This is a genomic window from Rhodoferax sp. P1_F3, from assembly GCF_056405715.1.
The window spans coordinates 66795-88071 of sequence record NZ_JBFUBO010000004.1 but is presented as its reverse complement, the minus strand read 5'-3'; the positions used below and the strand labels follow the sequence as shown (position 1 = coordinate 88071).

Sequence of the window (21277 nt, the reverse complement as noted above, 5' to 3'; positions counted from 1 at the left end):
TTACTCCGGTGTGCGGGCGGCCAGCACGGCCTGGGCCAGCGCAAAGTCTTGCGGATAGGTCACCTTGAAGTTCTGGGCGCTGCCCTCCACCAGGCGTGGCTGCAAGCCCATGAACTCCATGGCGCTGGACTCGTCGGTCACCGCGTCGCCCGCGGTCTGCAGCGCTTCTTGCAAAGCCCCCAGTCGAAACATCTGCGGCGTCTGGGCCAGCCATTTGTCGGCCCGGTCTACGGTTTGGGCCACGCGGCCACCCTGCTCCTGCTTCAGCGTGTCTGGCAGCTTGAGCGCCAGCAGGCCACCCACGGGGTCATGCTGGCAGGCATCGATCAGTGCATTGATCTGCGCGGGTGTGACGAGGCAGCGCGCGGCGTCGTGTACCAGCACCCAGTCATCCGCCTCCGCACCCTGCTCCCGCAGGGCATTCAGACCATTAAATACGGTTTGAGCCCGCGTAGATCCTCCGCAAGCCGCTACCAAAACCATAGCAATCTGCTGCTCAAAGAACGTATCAGTCTGGCTCACCACCACCATTGTTCCTTCCAACCGGGGAACCGCCGCTAAGGCTGCCAGCGTGTGCAGCACCATGGGCTGACCGGCGATGGGTTGGTACTGCTTGGGGCCAGCGGCGCCCGAGCGACTGCCATTGCCCGCACAGGGAATGAGCGCCCATAGGCGTGGAGAGGTCGCGCCAGAAGTGGAAAGAGTTTGTGGGAGGACGGCATTCATAAGGGTGGCCCATTCTAAAATCGAACCCATCCATGGATTTACCTAAACTGACCTCGGGCAAGCGCTTCACCTTGCCCCGCCCTGCTGGCTCTGCCGACGCCCTGCTCTTGGCCCGCTTGGGCGAACGTGAAAAAGCCGCCGGCCGGCCCATGACCGTGGTGACTGCCAACGCCAGTGACGCCCAGCGCCTACTGGAAGAAATTGCTTTTTTTGCGCCCACGCTGCGCTGCGCGCTGTTCCCCGACTGGGAAACCCTGCCCTACGACACGTTTTCACCGCACCAGGACCTGATTAGCGAGCGACTGGCCACCCTGTGGCGCATCAGCCAGCGCGACAAGGAAACCGGCGCCGACGTAGTCATCGTGCCCGCCACCACAGCGCTGTACCGCTTGGCACCGCCCAGCTTTCTGGCCGGCTACACCTTCGAGTTCAAGGTCAAGCAAAAGCTGGACGAGGCCCGCCTCAAGGCCCAGCTCACGCTGGCCGGCTACAGCCATGTAACGCAGGTGGTGAGCCCGGGTGAATACGCGGTGCGCGGCGGGCTGATTGACCTATTCCCTATGGGCAGCGCCGTGCCCTACCGAGTGGACCTGTTTGACGACGAAATCGACAGCATTCGCACGTTTGACCCCGACAGCCAGCGCAGCCTGTACCCTGTACCCGAAGTGCGCCTGCTGCCCGGGCGCGAGTTCCCCATGGACGACGAGGCACGCACCAAGTTTCGCAGCCGCTGGCGCGAACTGCTGGACGGCGACCCAACCAAGAGCCGCATCTACAAAGACATTGGCAATGGCGTGGCCACCGCCGGCATCGAGTACTACCTGCCCTTGTTCTTTGAAGAGACGGCCACCGTGTTTGACTACGTGGGCGCAGACGCCACCGTGGTGCTGCACGGCGACCTGGAACCGGCCTTCCAGCGCTTTTGGCAAGACACCAAGGACCGCTACCGGCTGGTGCAGGGCGACCCTGACCGCCCCGCCCTACCACCCGAAGCACTGTTTTTAGGCACCGAGCAGTTTTATGCCCGTGCCAACGCGCATGCCCAGCTGGCAATTCGCGCGCCCGGTGAAGGCGACGCGTTTGTGGAGTTTGCGGGGTTGCCGGCCTTGTCAGTCGAGCGCGGCACCGAAGACCCGCTGGCACGCCTGAAGACCCACGCGCGCAACACGCAACACCGTATCCTGGTGCTGGCCGAGAGCGATGGTCGGCGCGAAAGCCTGCTGGACTTCTTACGCGCCAGCGGCATCTCGCCGCCTGCGTTCGATTCGTTGCAAGAGTTTCTGACCAGTGACGAGAAATTTGGCATTGCCACCGCCGGGCTGACCGTGGGCTTTAGCTGGCTGGAATATGGCATTGACCTGGTCACCGAGACCGAGTTGTTTGCCTCCGGCCCCACCACGCGCCGTCGCAAAAAGCAGGAGCAGGTCAGCGATGTGGAAGCGCTGATCAAGGACCTCTCCGAGCTCAATGTGGGCGACCCGGTGGTGCACAGCTCGCACGGCATTGGGCGCTACCGCGGCCTGATCAATATGGACATGGGCAACAAAAACGCTGCGGGCGAGCCCGAGCTGCAGGAGTTTTTGCACCTGGAGTACGCCGACAAGGCTACGCTCTATGTGCCGGTAAGCCAGCTGCAACTCATCAGCCGCTACACCGGCGTCAGCGCCGACGAGGCGCCGTTGCACCGCCTGGGCAGTGGCCAGTGGGAAAAAGCCAAACGCAAGGCCGCCGAACAGGTGCGCGACAGTGCGGCCGAGCTGCTCAACATCTATGCCCGCCGCGCTGCGCGCGAAGGCCATGCCTTCCGCTACAGCCCGGGTGACTACGAAACCTTTGCCAACGACTTTGGCTTTGAGGAAACCGCGGACCAGAAGGCCGCCATCCACTGCGTCATCCAGGACATGATCAGCCCCCGCCCCATGGACCGGCTGGTCTGCGGCGACGTGGGTTTTGGCAAGACCGAAGTCGCCTTGCGCGCGGCCTTTGTGGCGGTGACCGGTGGCAAGCAGGTGGCGTTTTTGGCGCCCACCACGCTCTTGGCGGAGCAGCACTACCAGACGCTGGTGGACCGCTTCGGCAAATGGCCGGTCAAGATTGCCGAGATGAGCCGCTTCCGCAGTGGCAAAGAAATCACCGCCGCACTCAAGGGTGTGGCCGACGGCACGGTGGACATTGTGGTGGGCACGCACAAGCTGCTGAGCCAGGACACCAAGTTCGCCAACCTGGGCCTGCTCATCATCGACGAGGAACACCGCTTTGGCGTACGCCACAAGGAGCAGATGAAAGCGCTGCGCGCCGAGGTGGATGTACTGACCCTGACTGCTACCCCTATCCCCCGCACGCTGGGCATGGCGCTGGAAGGCCTGCGCGACCTGAGCGTGATTGCCACTGCCCCACAGCGTCGCCTGGCCATCAAAACCTTTGTGCGCTCCGAGGGCAATGGCGTGATCCGCGAGGCAGTGTTGCGCGAACTCAAGCGTGGCGGCCAGGTCTACTTTTTGCACAACGAGGTGGAGACCATCGAGAACCGACGCCAGAAGCTCGAAGAGCTGCTGCCCGAAGCCCGCATTGCCGTGGCCCACGGCCAGATGCCCGAGCGTCAGCTCGAAGCCGTGATGCGCGACTTCATCGCCCAGCGCTACAACTTGTTGCTCTGCTCCACGATTATTGAAACCGGTATTGACGTGCCCACGGCCAACACCATCGTCATGAGCCGCGCCGACAAGTTCGGCCTGGCCCAACTGCACCAGCTGCGCGGCCGCGTGGGCCGCAGCCACCACCAAGCCTACGCCTACCTCATGGTGCCCGACATTGAAGGCCTGACCAAGCAGGCCCAGCAGCGGCTGGACGCGATCCAGCAGATGGAGGAATTGGGCAGCGGCTTTTACCTGGCCATGCATGACCTAGAAATCCGCGGTGCCGGCGAGGTGCTGGGCGAAAACCAGAGCGGCAACATGCTGGAAGTCGGCTTCCAGCTCTACAACGAGATGCTGAGCGAGGCCGTGCGCTGCCTCAAGGCCGGTATCGAGCCCGACCTGTTGAGCCCGCTCAACGTCACCACCGAGATCAACCTGCACGCCCCCGCGCTGCTGCCGGATGACTACTGTGGCGACGTGCACCTGCGCCTCTCGTTCTACAAAAAGCTGGCCACGGCCAAGAACACGGACCAGGTGGACGCGTTGCTCGAAGAAATTGTGGACCGCTTCGGCAAGCTGCCGGCCCAGGCGCAAACCCTCATCGACGTGCACCGCTTGCGCGTGATTGCGAAGCCCTACGGCGTGGTCAAGGTGGACGCGGCGCCTGGCGTGATCACCATCACCTTCAAAAAGGACCCGCCGATCGACCCGATGAAGATCATCAGCCTGATCCAGAAGAACAAACACATCAAGCTGGCGGGCAATGAGAAGCTGCGCATTGAGCGCGAGCTGCTAGAGGTGAAGGACCGGGCGCAGATGGTGCGTGACATTCTGCGTAGCCTAGGACAACCTGTGGTGGAAGCGGCGCCCGCTGTGAAATCCGCCTCCTGACGCGCTGCCGATCTCCGAAACCGCTTTTTTCCGGCTACATTTTCGACACAACTTTCATTGGGGAGCCTATGGATCAAGAGAACGCAAGCATCGCAGCCAGCAATGTGCACAGCCTGGGTGGCAAGTCATGGACGGCCTACATAGGAACGGCGATTCTCGCCCTTATTCTGATGGTGCTGGTGGCCATCTTTGGGTACGCCAATATCTTCGGCGGTCTGCTGATTTTCGCACTGGCGCTGCCTCTCATCCTCCTCCGGTTTTTCTCGATCAAAAGCTACCACCTGTACATGAATGACGACGGTGTCTGGGTATTCCGCGGCATCTTTCCCTGGAGCAAGGGGGTGATCGGTGTGAAATGGCGTGACCTGGACGAGGCAACGTTTACCCAGTCCCTGTTCAGCTGGATGTTCAAGTCTTACTCCATTCGCATTGGCCACCGTTACACCAAAACCAGTGAAATACTCCTGAACAGTTGGAACCATGGGGACAAGGCAGTCGTCACCATCAACACCAAACACAAAGAATTGGTCAAGGGCAACGCGCTGAACTAAGCCCTGCGCCCGCACCCTCGCCCCCATCTATGTCCCAAGAAATTGCCCCCGGCCTCGTCGTCCAGCATCTGCCCGCCGCCCTGAAGCTTGCCGACTACAAGCTCATCGCCTTCGACATGGACTCCACGCTCATCAACATCGAGTGTGTCGACGAGATTGCCGACGCCGTGGGACGCAAGGCTGAGGTAGCGGCTATCACCGAAGCGGCCATGCGCGGAGAGATCACCGACTTCAAGGACAGCCTGCGCCGCCGGGTAGCACTGCTCAAGGGTGTGACCGTGGCCGACCTGGAAGCTGTTAAGCGCGAACGCTTACGGCTGAACCCCGGCGCCGCCGAGCTGGTAACGGCGTGCAAGCAGGCCGGGCTCAAGGTGTTGCTGGTCAGCGGCGGCTTCACCTACTTTGCCGAGCATGTGCGGGAGCTGCTGGGCATCGACTACACCCGCTCCAATGTGCTCGAAATCGCCTCCGGCCCCCATTGCGGGGTGCTGACCGGCGGGCTAGTGCAGCAAAGCTGGGGAGACATCTGCGACGGCGCTGAAAAACGCCGCACCCTGCTGGAAGTAGCCTCGCTCTTGGGCATAGAACAGGCTCAGTGCATTGCCATGGGTGATGGCGCCAACGACCTGCCCATGATGGGCTCCGCGGGCCTGTCAGTGGCCTACCACGCAAAACCCGCGGTGCGTGCGCAGGCCCAGGTCGCCATCAACAGTGGCGGTCTGGATCGCCTGCTTGAAGTGCTGACGTAAAGCCGCACTACCCCGGCCGCTCAGGCCTTGTGCACCACCGCCCGTCCCTGCTCCACCGTGAACGCTGCCAACGTCTGCACGTCGGAGTCTGCCCGTGTCACGTCGTCCACCACGCGCAGCGTCACACTAAGCTGCTTGGGTGTGAACTCCGCCACACCGTAGCCACGCCGCTCACGGTCGGCAAATACAAAGTGCGGGTTGTCCTCCAGGGTGTCTGCCATGCCTTCGTTGGTGCCACCGCGTGAAGTGATACTGGTGCCGCAAAATTCCACACCCACGACCGCACTGTCGCGGCGCGCGTAGTCGGCTTTCACATGGCCCACCCAATTGGAATGCACGTCACCGCCCAGAAACACAGGGTTGCTGACCTGATGGCGCTGCAGCGCATCGGTCACACGCGTGCGGGCGGTGCCGTAGCCGTCCCAACCGTCGTTGGACACACTGATCCCATCACCTGGCTTGAAGTCGCGCTGGCCAAACACCGTTTGTTGGCCCAATACGGTCCATTGCCCACCACCCATGGCCAACGACTGGTCGAGCCAGCGCTCCTGCGCGGCGCCCAGTAACGTGCGACGCGGGTCTGCCAGCGCCGCACAGTGGGCCGGGTTCACGGTGCTGGAACCTGGCCCACCACCCTTGGTGCAGGCCTGCGGGTCGCGGTACTGGCGATCGTCCAGCAAGTGCAGGGTCGCCAAGCGCCCAAAAGGCACGCTGTCGTAGAGGCGCAGCTCGCGGTCCTGTCCCCAGACACCATTCAGTGCCCGACCCAATGCTCCGGCCCGCAGCGGCATGTGCTCGTAGTAGGCCTGGTAGGCGCCAGCACGGCGCGCGGCAAAGTCGATGCCCTCCGGGCCACGGTTGCCCGGCGTGATGCCCGCGTAGTCGTTTTGCACCTCATGGTCATCCCAGGTCAGCAGCCAAGGGCAGGCCGCATGCATGCCTTGCAGGTCGGGGTCGCTTTTGTAGAGGGCGTAGCGCGCGCGGTAATCATCCAGGCTAACGGCGGTGCCGCCTGACACGCTGCGCACCGCCTTGCTGCTACCCGCATATTCGTAGATGTAGTCGCCCAAAAACATGAGCGCATCAAGCTGCTCGCCCAGCATATGGCGGTAGGCGCTGTAGTAGCCGTGTTCCCAGTGCTGGCAGGACGCATAGCCCAGGCGCAGCCGCTTGGCGGCCGCGTCTGGCGCGGGGAATGTGCGGGTGCGCCCCACGGTGCTGATCGCGCCTCCAAGCATGAAGCGGTAGTGGTACCAGCGGTCAGACTCCAGGCCCTGCACCTCCACATGCACCGAATGGGCGAGCGACGGCAGCGCCTGCGCTTGGCCGGATTGCACGGGGCGTCGAAACTGTGCGTCATGCGCCACTTCCCATCGCACGGTGACGGGCTCTGCACCCCAGCGCGCCACGGCCTGTAGACCGCCCTGTACCAGCCGGGTCCACAAGACGACGGAATCATGTGTAGGCGAACCGCTGGCCACACCCAATGCAAAAGGATCGCTGTCTAAACGGGTCTGGCTCCAGGCCCTGCGTGGCAGCCATAGCCCCTGGGCACTGCCAACAGCCAGCGCCAGCAGTTGGCGACGGTCCACCGCCATAAGTATCAGCCCATGGCCGCGATTTGGCGCAGGGCCTGCTCGAACACTTCGGGCGGCTGGCCACCGGAAATCAGATGCTGGTCATTGACCACCACAGCGGGCACCGAATGGATACCCTGGTCCAGGTAAAACTGCTCTTGCTCGCGCACCTCATGGGCGTAGTCGCCCGATGCCAGCACGCGCTGGGCATCGTCCACATCCAGGCCCGCAGACTGCACTGCACGCAACAGCACCTCGTGGTTGCTGGGATCTTCGCCGTTGGTGAAATAAGCGGCAAACAGCGCCTTCTTGAGCGAGAGTTGCTGGCCCGACGTCTCAGCCCAGTGCAGCAGACGGTGCGCATCGAAGGTGTTGTAAATGCGGCCACGCTTGTCCATGTTGAAGGTGAAGCCCAGGGCTTCGCCGCGCTGACGGATATTCTCGCGCGCCGCCGCGGCCTGTTCGGGGGTGGATCCATACTTCTTGTGCAGGTGTTCCGTGATGTCTTCGCCCTCAGACACCATCTTGGGGTTCAGCTCAAACGGCTGAAAATGGATGTCGGCCTGGACATCGCCATCCAGCCGGCCCAGCGCGGTTTCCAGGCTTTGCAGGCCAATGGCGCACCAGGGGCACGATACATCCGACACGAAGTCGATTTTTAGAGTCTTCGACATAAAAAATTCCTTGTTTTAAGCGATCACGAACCGCCGCTGCGCCATTATGCTTAGGGTTATCCATTACTGCAGATGGCGGGGTTTCCGCCCCTTTGAGAACGTTTCGTTTCCATGTCAGCGATCCATTTTTTGGTGGCAGATGCCAGCCCTGCGGTGCAAACATTTTTGCGCCAGCTCCTGGAGAGCTACGGTTTTGAGCCCGCATGGATCAAGACCGTCAGCACCCCACAGGTTGCGCTGGAAGTCGCGGCCGTGCACCAACCCCATGTTTTGCTAAGCGACTGCTTTTCAAGGGAAGCGCTGACAGGCTTGGCCTTGCACGCGCAATTGCGACAATACAACCCCCGCTGCCAGTTCGGGCTGATGAGTGCCCACATGGATGCCACCCTGGTCCAGCAGGCCCAAAAGGCCCAGGCGTTGTTTCACCTGCGCAAGCCGTTCACCGCCTCCGAAATCAAAGGCGCCATGGCTAAGGCCATGGAGAAATTGGCAGAAACGCATCCGCCCATCGCCCGCCTGCTGCACCCCACGAGCGCCCAGGCCGCTCGGCAGTTGATGCCGGTCATGCCCAAGTTCAAGGACGGTGACACCGTGATCTACCAGGGGCGCCAGGACACGGTCAAGCACGTAATCTTTCGCCGCGGGGAATTGGTTGTCCAGCTGCGCGGCACCCCCGGCATGGTAGAGGCCTACAAGCTGCAGCGCGCCTAGTTACAGCGCCTGGCCCAGGCGGCCAATGCCTTCTTCGATCTTCGCCACATCGGCCGTGGCAAAGCTCAGGCGCAGGGTACTCAAGTCAGGGTCGTGCGCGTAGAACGGCGCGCCGGGCACAAAGGCCACCAGCTTGTCGATCGCACGCTTGGCAAAGTCGCTGGCATTGCTTTCTTTGCCATTCGCACCCGTGAGGCGCGCCCAGAAGAACATGCCGCCCTTGGGCTGCTCAAACGCAATCGCATCGCCCAGTTCACGTTGCAGGCATTCGGCCATCACGCGGGCCCGTTCGGCGTAGGTGGAGCGCACGGCTTTCAGGGCCGTGGGCAGACGGTTCAGCGTCAGGTAGTGGGCGGCGGTGGCCTGGGTCAGGTTGCTGGTGTGGGCATCGCTGAACTGCTTGCACATGGTGGCGCGGCCCAGCAGAGCCGGTGGCGCAATCAGCCAGCCCACACGCAGGCCGGGGCTCAGCACCTTGCTGAAACTGCCGCAGTGCGCCAGCCAGTCGCGGCTGCCGGGCACGTTGTCGCTCAGCGCCAGCAGGCTGGGTGGCGGGACTTGGTCAAAAAACAACTCGCCATAAGGGTCGTCTTCTACCACCAGGGTTTGGGTGCGCACCGCAATCTCCAGAATGCGCTTGCGCCGCTCCAGGCTCAGCATGGCTCCGCTGGGGTTGCCAAAGGTGGGGATGAGGTAGACCAGCTTGGGTTTGTGCTCTTCAATCAGCGCTTCGAGCTTGTCCACGTCTACACCGTTGGCGTCGATGGGCGCGCCGATGACGTGGGCGCCATAGAGGCGGAAGCATTGGATGGTGGCCAGAAAGGTGGGCGCCTCCATGATGACCTTGTCGCCGGGCGAGATCATGGTCTTGCCAATCAGGTCCAGCGCCTGCTGGCTGCCGGTCGTGACGATCAGGCCTTCGGGCGCCACCGTGGCACCCTTGCTGGCCATGTGGGTGCTGATGCCTTCGCGCAGCGGCTGGTAGCCTTCGGTGGCGCCGTACTGCAGCACCGGGCCGGGGCTGTTCTTCAACACTGCATCGGTGGACTCGCGGATGCCTTCCACATCAAACAGTGCGGGGTCGGGAAAACCACCCGCAAAACTGATGATGCCGGGCTTGCCCAGCAGTTTGAACAGCTCACGGATGGCGGAAGTTTCTACATTGTTCAGGCGATCGGCAAATTGCATGGGCTCTCTTTCGGCAAACGAAGGAAAAAAATAGTCAGCCATGCCGCGCAGATTGCAGCGTGTGCGCATGGCTTTGGGTTAAATTGTCACCGATTGGGTCGCAACTTTTTTGGGAGAAACCATGGCCAACCTCGATTCATTCTTTGAATCCATCAAATTGCCTTCCATGTCCGAGGTCGCGCATGCGCTCATTCAGAGTCTGAATGACGACAACGCCTCAGTCCCCCAGATACGCGATCTGATCGCCAAAGACCCCGCCCTCTCGGCCAAGCTGCTGCGCCTGGCCAACAGCGCCCAGTTTGGCCTGCCGCGCGGCGTGGGCACGCTTGACGACGCCATCACCATGGTGGGCATGTCCAAGGTGCGCACCCTGGCACTGGGCGCTTGCCTGAGCGAATCCTTCCCATCCCTGCCCGACCTGGATCGCACCGAGTTCTGGCGTTCCAGCATGGCCTGTGCCGGCTACGCGCAGTGGCTGGCGGTGCGCCTGGGCATTGACGGCCAACTGGCCTGGCTCACCGGCATGATGCTGCGCCTGGGCGAGCTGCTGATTGCCCAGGCCGACCCAGGCACGCTGCATGAAATCGAAAAGCTGCCCCATATTCCCGGTGTACGCTGGCAGCGCGAGCAGCGGCTTATTGGCTTTACCGAAGGGCAAATCACCGCCGAACTGGCCCGCCGCTGGAACTTTCCTATGCAAATGGTGCAGGCGTTGCAGCGCTCTGCCGACCCCATCACCGACCAGGCCTTCTCGCGCCTGGGTGCCATCGTGCACCTGGCCGGTCTGCTGGCCGAAGAACCCCACCGCGACGCCTCGGCCGTGGACATCCTGCCCACGGAAGTCATCAGCGCGCTGATGCTCGATGTGGACTGGCTGCGCACCAAGTTCCCAGACGAAGCGACCTTTCTGGATGTCAGCACCCAGTGACGCCTGCTGCGATTGAAACCTTTTTTGCCACCCTGAAAGCCGCCAACCCGCACCCGCAGACCGAGCTGGAATTCAGTTCGGTGTTCGAATTGTTGGCGGCGGTGCTGCTGTCTGCCCAGGCGACCGACGTGGGTGTCAACAAGGCCACGCGGCGGCTGTTTGTGGTGGCCAATACCCCGCAAAAAATTCTCGATCTGGGCATTGAAGGCTTGGAGCAGCACATCAAGACCATAGGCCTATACCGTAGCAAGGCCAAGCACCTCATGCAAACCTGCCAGATGCTGGTGGAGCTACACGGCGGCCAGGTGCCGCGCACGCGTGAGGCGCTGGAAGCCTTACCTGGCGTGGGCCGCAAGACCGCCAATGTGGTGCTCAACGTGGCCTTTGGTGAGCCCACCATGGCGGTGGACACGCACCTGTTTCGCCTGGGCAACCGCACCGGATTGGCCCCTGGCAAAACACCGCTGGAAGTGGAGCACAAGCTGCTCAAGCGCATTCCCAGCGCCTATTTGGTGGACGCCCACCACTGGTTGATCCTGCATGGCCGCTATGTGTGCCAAGCGCGCAAACCGCTATGCTGGCAATGTGGTGTGGCCGCGGTCTGCGGCTTTACACTCAAGACTCCCGCACCCCCAAGCTAAGCCCCTCCCCACCACCATGGCGGACATCAACTCTTTCATCCAGACGGTCAAACTGCCCGTCATGCCAGAGGTTGCGCACGCCCTGATCCGCACACTGGAAGATGATGACGCCGATGTGGTCATGGTGCGCGACATCATCGCTAAAGACCCAGCCCTCACCACCACACTGCTGCGCATGGCCAACAGCGCCATGTTTGGCCTGTCGCGTTCGGTCACTTCGCTGGACAACGCGGTCACCGTGGTCGGTATGGCGCAGATCCGCGCGCGCGCGCTGGGCATCTGCATGGCGCAGGGTTTTGCCCTGCCCCCATCCATCAACCGCCAGGAGTTTTGGCGCTACAGCATGGTGTGCGCGGGCTATGCCAAATGGCTGGCCAGCCAGACCGGGCTGGACGAGGCCCAGGCCTGGCTCACCGGCATGATGTTGCGCTTGGGTGAACTGGTCATTGCGCTGCACAACCCTTCGTTGATCGCACTGGTGGATACGCAGCCCTGCCCGGCTGGCGAACGCTGGCGGCGCGAGCACCTGGTGCTGGGCTTTGACGAGGGGCAGATCACTGCCCTGGTGGCCATGCGCTGGGATTTTCCCGACGACGTGGTGCAAGCCCTGGGCCACTGTACCGACGCCACAGCCGCGGTACGGGTGTCGCGCCTGTGCGCGGTAGTGCACCTAGCGGGCTATCTGGCCGATCAGGCCAGCAGCCTGGCTACGGTACAAGACGGGCTGCGCCAGGCGCCGGCTGGCGTTCTGGGCTTTCTAAAATTACCCGTGGAGCGTCTTGTAGTGCAGTTGCCCGACCCAGAAGGCTTCAGCGATATTTCCAGTTTGTTTGCCTGAGCGGCGCCGTGAAGAGAGTGATTCTTTGAAGCTGGACATTCGCACCATTCTGTTCATGGCCGCCTTCATGGGGCCGCTCATGGCCTTCGTACTCCTCTCACTGCGGCGCAACTACCCCGTCAGCGTGCGCGGCCTGGGCTGGTGGGCAGGCGGCACGCTGGTGATTTTTGTCGGCATTGTGCTGGTGGCGCTGCGCGGCATATTACCCCTGATGGCGACGGTGTGGGGCGGCAACACCCTGTTGGTAAGCGGCACCCTGATGTGGCTGCTGGGCACGGAGAAGTTTCTGGGCCTGCCCTCCAGCCTAAAAACCGTGGGCGCGCTGGTGGCTCTGGCATCGCTGCTACTGGCCTATTTTGTGGAAGTGCAACCGGTATACGAAGCCCGTGTGGCCGTGATTGACGCCACCATGGTGATGCTGGTGGTGGTGCACAGTCACCGCCTGGTGCAGCACAACCGCTTCGATTTTTCAGGGCGCTTTTTGGTGCTGTCGCTCATGGCCACGGCCTGCGCCTGGGTGGTTCAGGGCGCGGGGGCGCTGTCGGGCTACACCGAAGGCAACGCCATGGTGTCCAACAACTTCAACGCCGTGATCAGCGCGGTGCTGACCTGCTGCACCCTGCTCACGCTGATCGGCTTTGTGCTGCTGGCCAGTGAGCGCGTGCGCGATGAGTTTGAGCGCCTGGCCACCAAAGATTCGCTGACCGGCGCACTCATGCGCCGGGCCTGGGACACCGCCGCCCAACTGGAGATGGACCGCTGCCGCCGCCATGGCCGCGACCTGTCGCTGATCGCCATGGACCTGGACCATTTCAAACAGATCAACGACACCTACGGCCATTTGGCTGGCGACAAGGCGCTGATCGATTTTGTGGTCCGGGTCAACACCCACTTGCGCCGCCAGGACCAACTGGGCCGCCTGGGTGGCGAAGAGTTTGTGCTGCTGTTGCCTGAGACTTCGCAGGACGAAGCGGCGGTGGTGGCCGAGCGCATACGCGCTGCTACTGCCAGCTCGCCCGCCCACCCGCGCTACACGGTCAGCATGGGCGTAGCGACCTTGCAGCCCAGTGACATGTCGCTGCAACACCTGATGTCGCGGGCCGATGCCGCCATGTACCGCGCCAAAGATCTGGGCCGCAACCAGGTGGTCAAGCAATGAGCCACCGCCCCGCCCACGGACCGAAAAGGCCGACTGCCTGAGAATGCCAGTCCATGGAGTGCGCATTGGCGCTGCTGCTGAGCAGCTGTGGCGGCGGTAGCGGTGGGACGGCCCAGGCCCAATCCAGCGGCAGCATACCGGCGACCAAAGACCTCTCAACCTTCGTCAATACCTACTGGTACGTACCCACCACCTACCTTCCGGCGCAAAAGTACGTCAGCATCCCCAGCCCTTCCGTGACCCAGGTAAATGACCAGACCGTCTGGCACGGCGGGCCTGACCCACTGGGCATACATGTTGCCGATTACCTCGACGGATGCTAACTGGAGCAGCCTGCCAGGAACTAGTGGCCAAAGCGTCCCCACCGCGACCGCGGCGGGGTGCTGACATCAGCCCAAGGGCTTACCAACACACACCCATTCGCCAAAAGCCGGTGCACCACTCGGCCACTGCGCCGCCATAAGGATGTGGCGCTGGCCCTGGGCCAACAAGCTGGAGGCCCGCGCCACGCCGGCATGGGTGACCCACACTTGGTCAGTGTCCAACGATGGTGTTTTGTGGCAGGCATCCCACACCAGGGCGATCCGCGTCATGAACTCGGACACTGATTCCTTGCCGCCAAAGCGATGCGTCCAGAAATTGGCCGTCCAGGCGTCCATCGCCTCTTTGGGGATGTCGGTCCACGCCACACCCTCATAAGCTCCGAAGTCCATTTCCACCAAACGTGGTTCGTGTTTGAGTAACAAATCGGGCCGTAGCCCGCATAGATATTGCGCAAGCAGCTCACATCTTTGTAGCACGGAGGTATGCACCACAGCGCCTTGCGGCAGCACGGTGGCCAGACTTTCGGCGACCTGTCGGCTGGCTTGCGCGTCAGCTGGCACGTCCAGCGCGCCATAGCAAATGCCGGGCGCAATCAGAGGCTGTGCATGGCGCACCACCCACAGCGTCATGCCAGACCACCGCGCGGCAACCCGCCCCAAGCCAGCGCCAGACCCAGGTAGAACGCCAGCTCGCACACCTGCTGCGTGGCGCCCAGGCAGTCGCCGGTGAAGCCCTGCAGGCGGCGCGCAAACCAGCGCAGCATACCCAGCCACACCATGCCGCTGGCCAACACACCGGCAGCCAGCCACAGGAGTACGGTGGACCAATACAACCCGGGCACTACAAAAACCATAGCTGCTTGCGCAATAAACACGAGGGCTAGAGCACTAAAAGACCAAAAACCTGCCGCCCACAGGCAGCCCAAGCTGATCTGGTCCGCCAACGGTTTGGATTTGGAAGCGGCCGCATCGCCCACATGCGGCAGCAGGCGAATCGTCAGCAGCGGCCAGAAGCGCGACACCACATGGCCCGTGAACAGCGCCACACACAACACAGCACCGTGCAGCGAGCCCAGCAGCGCCAGCAGACTCACCTTGGCCAGCAACGCCAGCACTACGGCAATGGCGCCAAACGCGCCTACGCGCGAGTCCTTCATGATCTCCAGCGCACGCTCCCGGCTCTGCGTGCCACCCAAGCCGTCGGCCACATCGGCCAGGCCGTCTTCATGGAACGCGCCAGTGATGAACACACTGAGCACCGTACCCAGCACCGCGGCCACCAAGGGCGCAAAAGGGGTGGCGGGCAACAGTACCAGCAACAGCCAGGTCCCCAACGCCACCGCTCCGCCCACCAGCCAGCCCACCCCTGGCAAATGCGCCGCACTGGCGCGCAGCATGGCGGGGCTGAAGCCCACCCAGTCCGCCAGCCGGCCGGTCACCGGCACGCGCGTGAAGAACTGCAGCGACAGCAGGTAGTGGCGCAGGAAGCGGGCCATGGCACCCTGGCTCAGTGCGTGGTGACCGGGTCGGCCGACTTTTTTTCGGACACACCGGCCGAGGCAAAACTCGCCATATCCCGCAAGATGGTGCAAGCCGACTGCAGCAGCGGCCAGGCCAGCGCCGCGCCCGAGCCCTCGCCCAGGCGCAGACCCAGGTCCAGCAGCGCCTGCACGCCCAGGTGCTGCAGCATGAATTCGTGGCCACGTTCGCCCGAGCGGTGCGCAAACACGCAGCGCTGCAACACCAGCGGCTGCAGCGCATGCGCCACCAGCACCGCACTGGTGGCAATGAAACCGTCCACCACGATGACGCGGCGTTCGTGTGCAGCCTGCAGCACCGCACCCACCATGGTCGCAATCTCAAAGCCCCCCAAGGCCGCCAGTGCGTCCAGCGGCGCGGTGGCGTTAGCATGCAGCGCCAACACCTCACGCAGCACCTCGGTCTTGCGCTGCACCGCGGGGGCGTCCAAGCCAGTGCCAGCACCGGTGCACACAGCAATGTCCAGGCCCGCCAGACGCGACAGCAGCAGCGACGCGGCCGAGGTATTGCCAATACCCATTTCACCCAGCAGCAGCGCATTGCCCGGCAACCCCTTCACCAGGTCCATGCCGTGTTGCAGCGCTTCGTCGCGCTGCGCGGCCGTCATGGCGGCCTGGGCTGACGAATCTGCGGTGCCCAGTTCCGCGCCTTGGGCCTTGCGCACCTGCAAACCGGGGCGTGTACTGCCTGCGGGCAAACCGGCCAGAAAATCGCGCTTCACGCCACAGTCCACCACCGTCAGCGCAATGCCGTTCTGCTTGGCCAGCACGCTGACCGCCGCACCACCGGCCAGAAAGTTTTCCACCATCTGCCAGGTCACATCGCTAGGAAAAGCCGAGATGCCGCGCGCCGTGAGCCCATGGTCACCCGCAAACACCACCATCTGCGGCTGGTCCAGCACCGGCGCGGTGCTACCCAGGATCTGGCCGATCTTGAGCGCCACGTCTTCCAGACGGCCCAGGGAACCCAGGGGCTTGGTTTTGTTGTTGATCGTCGCCTGCAGCGCTTCGGTGAGCGTGGCGTTGGAAATGTCGGCAAGGGTGGGTAAAGAAGTGGTCATGGCAATCGCTTTCAAAAATCAGTTCAACAAATCCTGCAGCACACCCTCAGAAAAGTGCACTGCGATGTAGTCCGCCAGCCCGTCAAACACGGTCTCCAGCGTGGGCACGGTGCCACCCAGTTGCACGCCAAACAGGGCTTGCAACACGGCGGCGTCTTCAAACAGGCCGTGCAGGTACAGACCCAGCACATTGCCTTTGGCGTTGCACCAACCCAGCCCGTTGGGCAACACGGCGTGGGCCAGGTCGCCGGCGGCGGCCATGGCGGCGTGCTGGGCGGTCTGTCCGTGGTGGATCTCGTAGCCAGCAACAGACACGCCTGCCAATGCGCCCCAGGGTACCAGCGCACCAGAACCCACGCTGTTGGGGCCCAGGCCGGGGGCCGATTTCTGCGCGTTTGGCAGTATGAGGCCCCCGGCCTGGGCCCCAGCGGCGTGCGATCGCCAATCCGCGACAAATGAAGTCCGCGTATGACGCACCGTCTTGTCCTCAGCAAACACCGTCACCAGCGGCAACAACCCCAGGCCGGGTGCATTGCCATCAATGCCATGCGGATCAATCAACGCCTCGCCCAGCATCTGCAGCCCGCCGCACACGCCCAGCACCGCACCGCCCTGCCCCGCATGCCGCGCGATCGCCGCGTCCAGCCCTTGGGAGCGCAGCCAGGCCAGGTCGCCACTGGTGTGCTTGGAGCCCGGCAGGATGACCCAGTCGGCAGGCGTGAGCCCCGCCAGCTCCGACGGACTGCGCACCCACTGCAGACGCAGGCCAGGAATGTTCTTCAGTGGCTGGAACTCGTCCAGATTGCTGATACGCGGATAGGCGACTACGGCCACCGTCAGATTCACCGCGCCCTTGGCCACACTGCGGTCGTCAAACACACCGTCTTCTTCCGGCAGGCCGTGCTGCCACCACATGGGCAAGGTGGCCACGGTGGGAATGCCGGTCAGGTCCTGCAGCATCTGCGGCGCGGGTGCCAGCAGCGTGGCGTCTCCGCGAAACTTGTTGAGCACAAAGCCTTTGATGAGGTGGCGCTGGTCTTCGGGCAGCAGCGCCCAGGTGCCGTACAGGTGGGCGAATGCGCCGCCGCGGTCGATGTCCGTCACCAGCAAACAGGCCGCGTCGCCATGCTGGGCCACACGCATGTTCACCACATCGCTGGCTGCCAGGTTGATTTCAGCCGGAGAGCCCGCGCCCTCGATCACCACCACATCGTTCTCTGCACGTAAATCGTCCAACGCCTGCGCAATTTGCGGCCAGACCTTGAGGCTACGGCCGCGCCAGGGCATGGCGCTCAGTTCCGCACTCACCTGTCCCATGAGCACCACCTGGCTGTGCGTGTCGCGCTCAGGTTTCAGCAACAACGGGTTCATGCGCACATCGGGCACGGCATTGGCGGCCAGCGCCTGGAAGTACTGGGCCGAGCCAATTTCACCCTGACCGTTGTCAGAGGCCACCACCCTCGCGTTATTGCTCATGTTCTGCGCTTTGAACGGGGCTACTTTCAGCCCCTGGCGCGCGTAGTAGCGGCACAACGCGGTAGTAAGCCAGCTTTTGCCGGCGCCGCTGGTGGTGCCCAGCACCATGATGCATTTGGCGGTCATGGAAGTGCGCGTATCCACTGCAACACCTGGGATGCAGCCACGTCCGGCGTGCCCATATGGTCGGCCTCCACCGCCAGATACTGGCTGGCCGGATGCGCCGGTGCCTTGCTGTAGGCATAGTCGGGCCCCATGGCGGACAGCGGATCCTGGGTGCCTGCCACCCACAGCAGGGGCACCGGGTGTTTGAAGCGCGCAGCCGTGCTCGGCATATAGCCCAGGCCCTGCGGGTCAAAGTAGCTCAGCAGCACGTCTGCGCGCATGCGCACCATGCGTGTCTTTCCCTGGTTGAGATCTTCCATGTCCAGGGTTTCTGCACCCTTGCCTTCGGCAACCCAGACCCGCGCCTGGTCCACAGCCGCCTTGCCGAGGCCGCGCCGGTAGATGAACTCGGGCGAATGGCCCGGCGCCAACGCAATCAGGCCATCCACATCGCCCACCTCTGCCATATACGCCAGCACACTATTGGCGCCAAGGCTATGCCCCGCGAGCAGCACCCGGGTGTATCCCTTGCCTCGCAGGGCGCGGACTTCTGCGGCCACCTCCTGCAGGGCTACGGGGTAAGTCTGGTCGTAGTTGCGTCGGCGCGACCAGGGCATCTCCAGCAATTTGGTATCGCACACCGCATCCAGCTGTCGGCCCAAACCCGCCAGGTTGCTGGGCTGCCCCCACTTGCCGTGCATGAGCAGCACCGCGCACGGTTTGCCTTGCGCATTGGCGGGCAGCGAGAGGCTGCACAGCCCCAACAGTACAAGCCATACGGCAACGGCACAGACCCTGGTGCGAAGAAAGACGGTTGGCATGGTCAGCTCCTAGCGGTTCAAGATATTGAGCAAATGGTCTTGCGCTACTGGCGACAACACCCCCAGCCGCACCCAACCCGGTAGCCCAAACGAAGTGGCATCGCGCAGCTTGACGCCTTGCGCGCGCAGCGTGGCGCACAGGGCCACGGCGTCCACCCCGATCGGGGGCCGGGCGCAGAAAAATGGCGTATCGCTAGCCTGCAAGGTCCAACCGGCGTGGTGCAGCAAATCGATCTGGCGCTGCTTCCACGTAGCCAGTGTTTGCAGGCTGGCCAGCAGCCAGGCCTGGGTGTTGGCCTGCGTCCAGGCCATCAACAGGGCGACGCCATGCGCGCCCAACACCCACGAAGGCGCCAGCGCTTCCAGTTGCTGCACCGCGGCGTGCGCCTCGAGTGGCGCGATAGCGTAGGCCGCACGCACGCCGGTCAGCCCCAGCGCCTTGTTGGGCGAAAACAGCTGCCAGAGCTGCTGGCGCTGGCTGTCGCCCAGGCTGGGCTGCCCCTCCAGGCGCAGCGTCGCGTAGGCGCTATCCAGCACCACGGTGCCACGCAGACTGGCCAGCGCCGGGCTGTGCGCCTGGCCCAGCGGGCTGGAAGGCTCACACGCCCAGACCAGCGACGCCGCGTTGGCATCGGCCACCACGGGCAGGTGCCAAGCCTGCGCCGCATGCGCGTAGTCGCCATAGGCGTGCGTGGGCAGGCAAACGCTGCGTGCGCCCTGCTGCACGGCCCAGGCCGTGATGCGAAAAATAAACTCGCTGGCGCTGCCCGCCAGTGCGATGCGCCAGGCCTCCACACCGTGGAAAGCGGCCAGTGCGGCGCGCACGGCGGTGTAGCCCGCATCGGGGTAGCGCGTGGCGTCCGCCGCCTGCACCGCGGCCAGCGCCTGCGGACACGGACCACAGGCGTTGCTGTTGGTGGAAAAGTCGTACAGCGGCGCGCCCAAGGCATCGGGCCCACCATGGATGCGGGGATTCTGGCTCATTGCCCCGCCCCCATCACTATAAAAACCATAGCTGCCAGCGCAATAACGACGAGGGCTAGAAGTGCTTTTGATGCACAAACCAGAGCAAAAGCAGTATCCACGGCCCCCGCAGCCCTACCCTGCGCGTTGAGCACATAAACGCCAGGTTTGCGCAGCGCCACGCCCAGGTTCAGTGCCATGGCAGCCATGGGCCAGCCGCTGTTGGGCGATGGGGTTTGCCGCGCCTCGGCCCGCAGACGACGCGCCAGCACGGCGCCGCGCACACCGGCCACCAGCAGCAACAGCGCGGCGGTGATACGGGCGGGCACATAGCTCAGCCCGTCATCCACGCGCGCAGCCCATTTGCCGGCCCACTGCCAGTTGCCGCCCTGGTAGACACCGGGGTAGCCCCACATGGCGTCGGCCGTGTTGGCAAAGCGGTACAGCGCCGCGCCCGGCAGGCCCAGCAACACAAACCAGAAAATGGGCGCCACCACCGAGTCGTTCAGGTTCTCGGCCAGCGTCTCGATGGCGCTTTCGCGCACCTGCGTGTCGCTGAGCTGGGCCACATCGCGGCTCACCAGCCAGCGCAGGCGTTCGCGGCCCGCATCCAGCGATTGGCCCAGGGCTGCCTCCACCGCGCGCACCTCGCTCTGCAGCATGGCCCAGGCCAGCAAAGGCTTGAGCAACAGGCCCAGCAACAGCCCCTGCCCCCACCACGGCAAGCCATGCACTGCCCATTGCAACGCAGCAGCCGCTCCTGAAACCATAGCTGCCCCCGCAGACCAGACGAGGGCTGCGAGCCAAAATGCCTTGTAATCGGCAGCGCCGGGCTGCTGCCGGGTGTGGCGCTGCAGCCAGCGGCCCACGGCGCCCAGGTAGTGGCCCATCCACACCACCGGGTGCAGGCGCACGGGCGGCTCGCCCCACCAGTGGTCCACCGCCAGCGCGACCCAAATGGCTACATTGATTGCCAGAAGGCTCATGGTGTGGGCACCGTGGATGTGCCATATGGGGCGCCAGCTTCCGCCCCCAAGGCCTGGCCCCAGGCGTTTTCAAACAGCAGGTCATCCAGGGCACAGCGCTTCGCCCAACGCTCCTTTTGCAGCATGGGCTCTTCGTAAAAGGCGTGTACAGGTCCGATGCACAGCAGCGCGATGGGCTCGGCGCCCGCCGGCATGTGCAGAAGTGCGGCGACCGCAGACGGGTCAAACAGGGACACCCATCCCACACCCAATCCCTCGGCACGGGCGGCCAGCCAGAGGTTTTGGATGGCGCAGGCGGCCGACGCCAGATCCATCTGCGGCAAGGTGCGGCGCCCGAATACATGGGCCTCCCGGCCGTCAGCCAGCGCCACAGCCCACAGCTCGGCGGCATCACGCATGCCCTCCACCTTCAGGCGCATGAATGCATCTTGGCGTTCTCCCAGGGCTTGGGCGGTTTTCACGCGCTCCTGCTCGACCAAGGCATGCAAATCCGCGCGCACGTTGGCATCTGAAATACGCACAAACCGCCAGGGCTGCATGAAACCCACGCTGGGCGCATGGTGCGCCGCCGTCAGCAGCCGCCGCATCACCTCGGGCGCGACGGATCCACCGGCAAAGTGGCGCATATCGCGCCGCTCGAAAATGGCCCGGTACACCGCCTTGCATTCGGGCTCAGAAAAACCCGAGGCAGCGGCTTCGGGGGGCGTGGGCGTTACCGCCATAGGTGGCGAGCCC

The 21277-nt window shown here is 63.7% G+C and carries 21 protein-coding genes; 9 read left to right on the top strand and 12 right to left on the bottom strand.

All coding sequences use genetic code 11. The annotated features are described in order from the left end of the window. Positions 1 to 726, bottom strand: coding sequence for a 2-C-methyl-D-erythritol 4-phosphate cytidylyltransferase (gene ispD / locus AC1DZ5_RS08175; protein ID WP_477887894.1), 726 nt, complete (start codon positions 724 to 726; stop codon positions 1 to 3). A gap of 32 nt (positions 727 to 758) precedes the next feature. Here ispD and mfd point away from each other — a divergent pair, with 32 nt between their 5' ends. The 3 genes from mfd (at position 759) to serB (ending at position 5553) form a co-directional block, all read left to right on the top strand. Continuing rightward, the gene (mfd, locus tag AC1DZ5_RS08170) at positions 759 to 4253 is read left to right on the top strand and encodes a transcription-repair coupling factor (RefSeq protein ID WP_477887892.1); all 3495 of its coding nucleotides are present in this window, start codon (positions 759 to 761) and stop codon (positions 4251 to 4253) included. A 68-nt stretch (positions 4254 to 4321) separates the two neighbouring features. Beyond that, positions 4322 to 4804 (top strand): hypothetical protein, encoded by a 483-nt coding sequence (locus AC1DZ5_RS08165; RefSeq protein WP_477887890.1) that lies wholly within the window; start codon positions 4322 to 4324, stop codon positions 4802 to 4804. A gap of 29 nt (positions 4805 to 4833) precedes the next feature. Then, on the top strand, positions 4834 to 5553 hold the full coding sequence (gene serB, locus AC1DZ5_RS08160) for a phosphoserine phosphatase SerB (RefSeq protein WP_477887888.1): 720 nt from the start codon (positions 4834 to 4836) through the stop codon (positions 5551 to 5553). A 20-nt stretch (positions 5554 to 5573) separates the two neighbouring features. Here the strand turns inward: serB and AC1DZ5_RS08155 are convergent, their stop codons facing one another. Both AC1DZ5_RS08155 and AC1DZ5_RS08150 read right to left on the bottom strand, forming a co-directional pair. Further along, the gene (locus AC1DZ5_RS08155) at positions 5574 to 7151 is read right to left on the bottom strand and encodes an alkaline phosphatase D family protein (RefSeq protein WP_477887886.1); all 1578 of its coding nucleotides are present in this window, start codon (positions 7149 to 7151) and stop codon (positions 5574 to 5576) included. Positions 7152 to 7156: 5 nt separating this feature from the next. Continuing rightward, positions 7157 to 7804, bottom strand: coding sequence for a DsbA family oxidoreductase (locus AC1DZ5_RS08150; protein WP_477887884.1), 648 nt, complete (start codon positions 7802 to 7804; stop codon positions 7157 to 7159). Positions 7805 to 7915: 111 nt separating this feature from the next. Between AC1DZ5_RS08150 and AC1DZ5_RS08145 the strand changes: the two genes are divergently transcribed. Continuing rightward, the gene (locus AC1DZ5_RS08145) at positions 7916 to 8515 is read left to right on the top strand and encodes a response regulator (RefSeq protein ID WP_477887881.1); all 600 of its coding nucleotides are present in this window, start codon (positions 7916 to 7918) and stop codon (positions 8513 to 8515) included. Here AC1DZ5_RS08145 and AC1DZ5_RS08140 read toward each other — a convergent pair whose 3' ends face one another. Continuing rightward, entirely contained in the window at positions 8516 to 9703 is a 1188-nt protein-coding gene (locus tag AC1DZ5_RS08140) for an aminotransferase-like domain-containing protein (RefSeq protein WP_477887879.1), read from the bottom strand. Between the two features lie 121 nt (positions 9704 to 9824). Here AC1DZ5_RS08140 and AC1DZ5_RS08135 point away from each other — a divergent pair, with 121 nt between their 5' ends. Genes AC1DZ5_RS08135 through AC1DZ5_RS08115 form a run of 5 tightly spaced genes read left to right on the top strand, consistent with a single transcriptional unit; the run spans position 9825 to position 13592 of the window. Next, a complete protein-coding gene (locus AC1DZ5_RS08135; protein ID WP_477887877.1) occupies positions 9825 to 10631 on the top strand; it encodes an HDOD domain-containing protein in 807 nt (268 codons plus the stop codon). Then, positions 10628 to 11272 (top strand): endonuclease III, encoded by a 645-nt coding sequence (nth, locus tag AC1DZ5_RS08130; RefSeq protein ID WP_477887875.1) that lies wholly within the window; start codon positions 10628 to 10630, stop codon positions 11270 to 11272. The genes AC1DZ5_RS08135 and nth overlap by 4 nt, the downstream gene beginning before the upstream one ends. Positions 11273 to 11288: 16 nt before the next feature. After that, complete coding sequence (locus tag AC1DZ5_RS08125; protein WP_477887873.1) at positions 11289 to 12110, top strand: HDOD domain-containing protein; 822 nt, start codon at positions 11289 to 11291, stop codon at positions 12108 to 12110. A gap of 25 nt (positions 12111 to 12135) precedes the next feature. Continuing rightward, positions 12136 to 13269 carry a GGDEF domain-containing protein gene (locus AC1DZ5_RS08120; RefSeq protein ID WP_477887871.1) on the top strand — a complete coding sequence of 378 codons (1134 nt, stop codon included), beginning with the start codon at positions 12136 to 12138 and terminating at the stop codon, positions 13267 to 13269. Positions 13270 to 13322: 53 nt separating this feature from the next. After that, positions 13323 to 13592: a hypothetical protein gene (locus tag AC1DZ5_RS08115; protein WP_477887869.1), complete on the top strand. Its 270-nt coding sequence runs from the start codon at positions 13323 to 13325 to the stop codon at positions 13590 to 13592. Positions 13593 to 13658: 66 nt separating this feature from the next. On the opposite strand, the gene AC1DZ5_RS08110 is transcribed toward AC1DZ5_RS08115, so the two are convergent. From AC1DZ5_RS08110 to bluB, 8 genes are read right to left on the bottom strand one after another with little or no spacing between them, the layout of a single operon-like run. Then, positions 13659 to 14222 carry a histidine phosphatase family protein gene (locus AC1DZ5_RS08110; protein ID WP_477887867.1) on the bottom strand — a complete coding sequence of 188 codons (564 nt, stop codon included), beginning with the start codon at positions 14220 to 14222 and terminating at the stop codon, positions 13659 to 13661. Beyond that, entirely contained in the window at positions 14219 to 15088 is an 870-nt protein-coding gene (locus tag AC1DZ5_RS08105; protein WP_477887865.1) for an adenosylcobinamide-GDP ribazoletransferase, read from the bottom strand. Before AC1DZ5_RS08105 ends, AC1DZ5_RS08110 begins: the two co-directional genes overlap by 4 nt. Before the next feature lie 11 nt (positions 15089 to 15099). Then, positions 15100 to 16191: a nicotinate-nucleotide--dimethylbenzimidazole phosphoribosyltransferase gene (gene cobT / locus AC1DZ5_RS08100; RefSeq protein WP_477887863.1), complete on the bottom strand. Its 1092-nt coding sequence runs from the start codon at positions 16189 to 16191 to the stop codon at positions 15100 to 15102. Positions 16192 to 16209: 18 nt separating this feature from the next. After that, positions 16210 to 17793 carry a cobyric acid synthase gene (locus AC1DZ5_RS08095; RefSeq protein ID WP_477887861.1) on the bottom strand — a complete coding sequence of 528 codons (1584 nt, stop codon included), beginning with the start codon at positions 17791 to 17793 and terminating at the stop codon, positions 16210 to 16212. Continuing rightward, positions 17790 to 18593: an alpha/beta fold hydrolase gene (locus AC1DZ5_RS08090; RefSeq protein WP_477887859.1), complete on the bottom strand. Its 804-nt coding sequence runs from the start codon at positions 18591 to 18593 to the stop codon at positions 17790 to 17792. Before AC1DZ5_RS08090 ends, AC1DZ5_RS08095 begins: the two co-directional genes overlap by 4 nt. 9 nt (positions 18594 to 18602) lie before the next feature. After that, positions 18603 to 19577: an aminotransferase class I/II-fold pyridoxal phosphate-dependent enzyme gene (locus AC1DZ5_RS08085; RefSeq protein ID WP_477887857.1), complete on the bottom strand. Its 975-nt coding sequence runs from the start codon at positions 19575 to 19577 to the stop codon at positions 18603 to 18605. Next, complete coding sequence (cbiB, locus tag AC1DZ5_RS08080) at positions 19574 to 20542, bottom strand: adenosylcobinamide-phosphate synthase CbiB (RefSeq protein WP_477887855.1); 969 nt, start codon at positions 20540 to 20542, stop codon at positions 19574 to 19576. The genes AC1DZ5_RS08085 and cbiB overlap by 4 nt, the downstream gene beginning before the upstream one ends. Next, positions 20539 to 21264, bottom strand: coding sequence for a 5,6-dimethylbenzimidazole synthase (gene bluB / locus AC1DZ5_RS08075; protein WP_477887852.1), 726 nt, complete (start codon positions 21262 to 21264; stop codon positions 20539 to 20541). The genes cbiB and bluB overlap by 4 nt, the downstream gene beginning before the upstream one ends. Positions 21265 to 21277 lie beyond the last annotated feature (13 nt).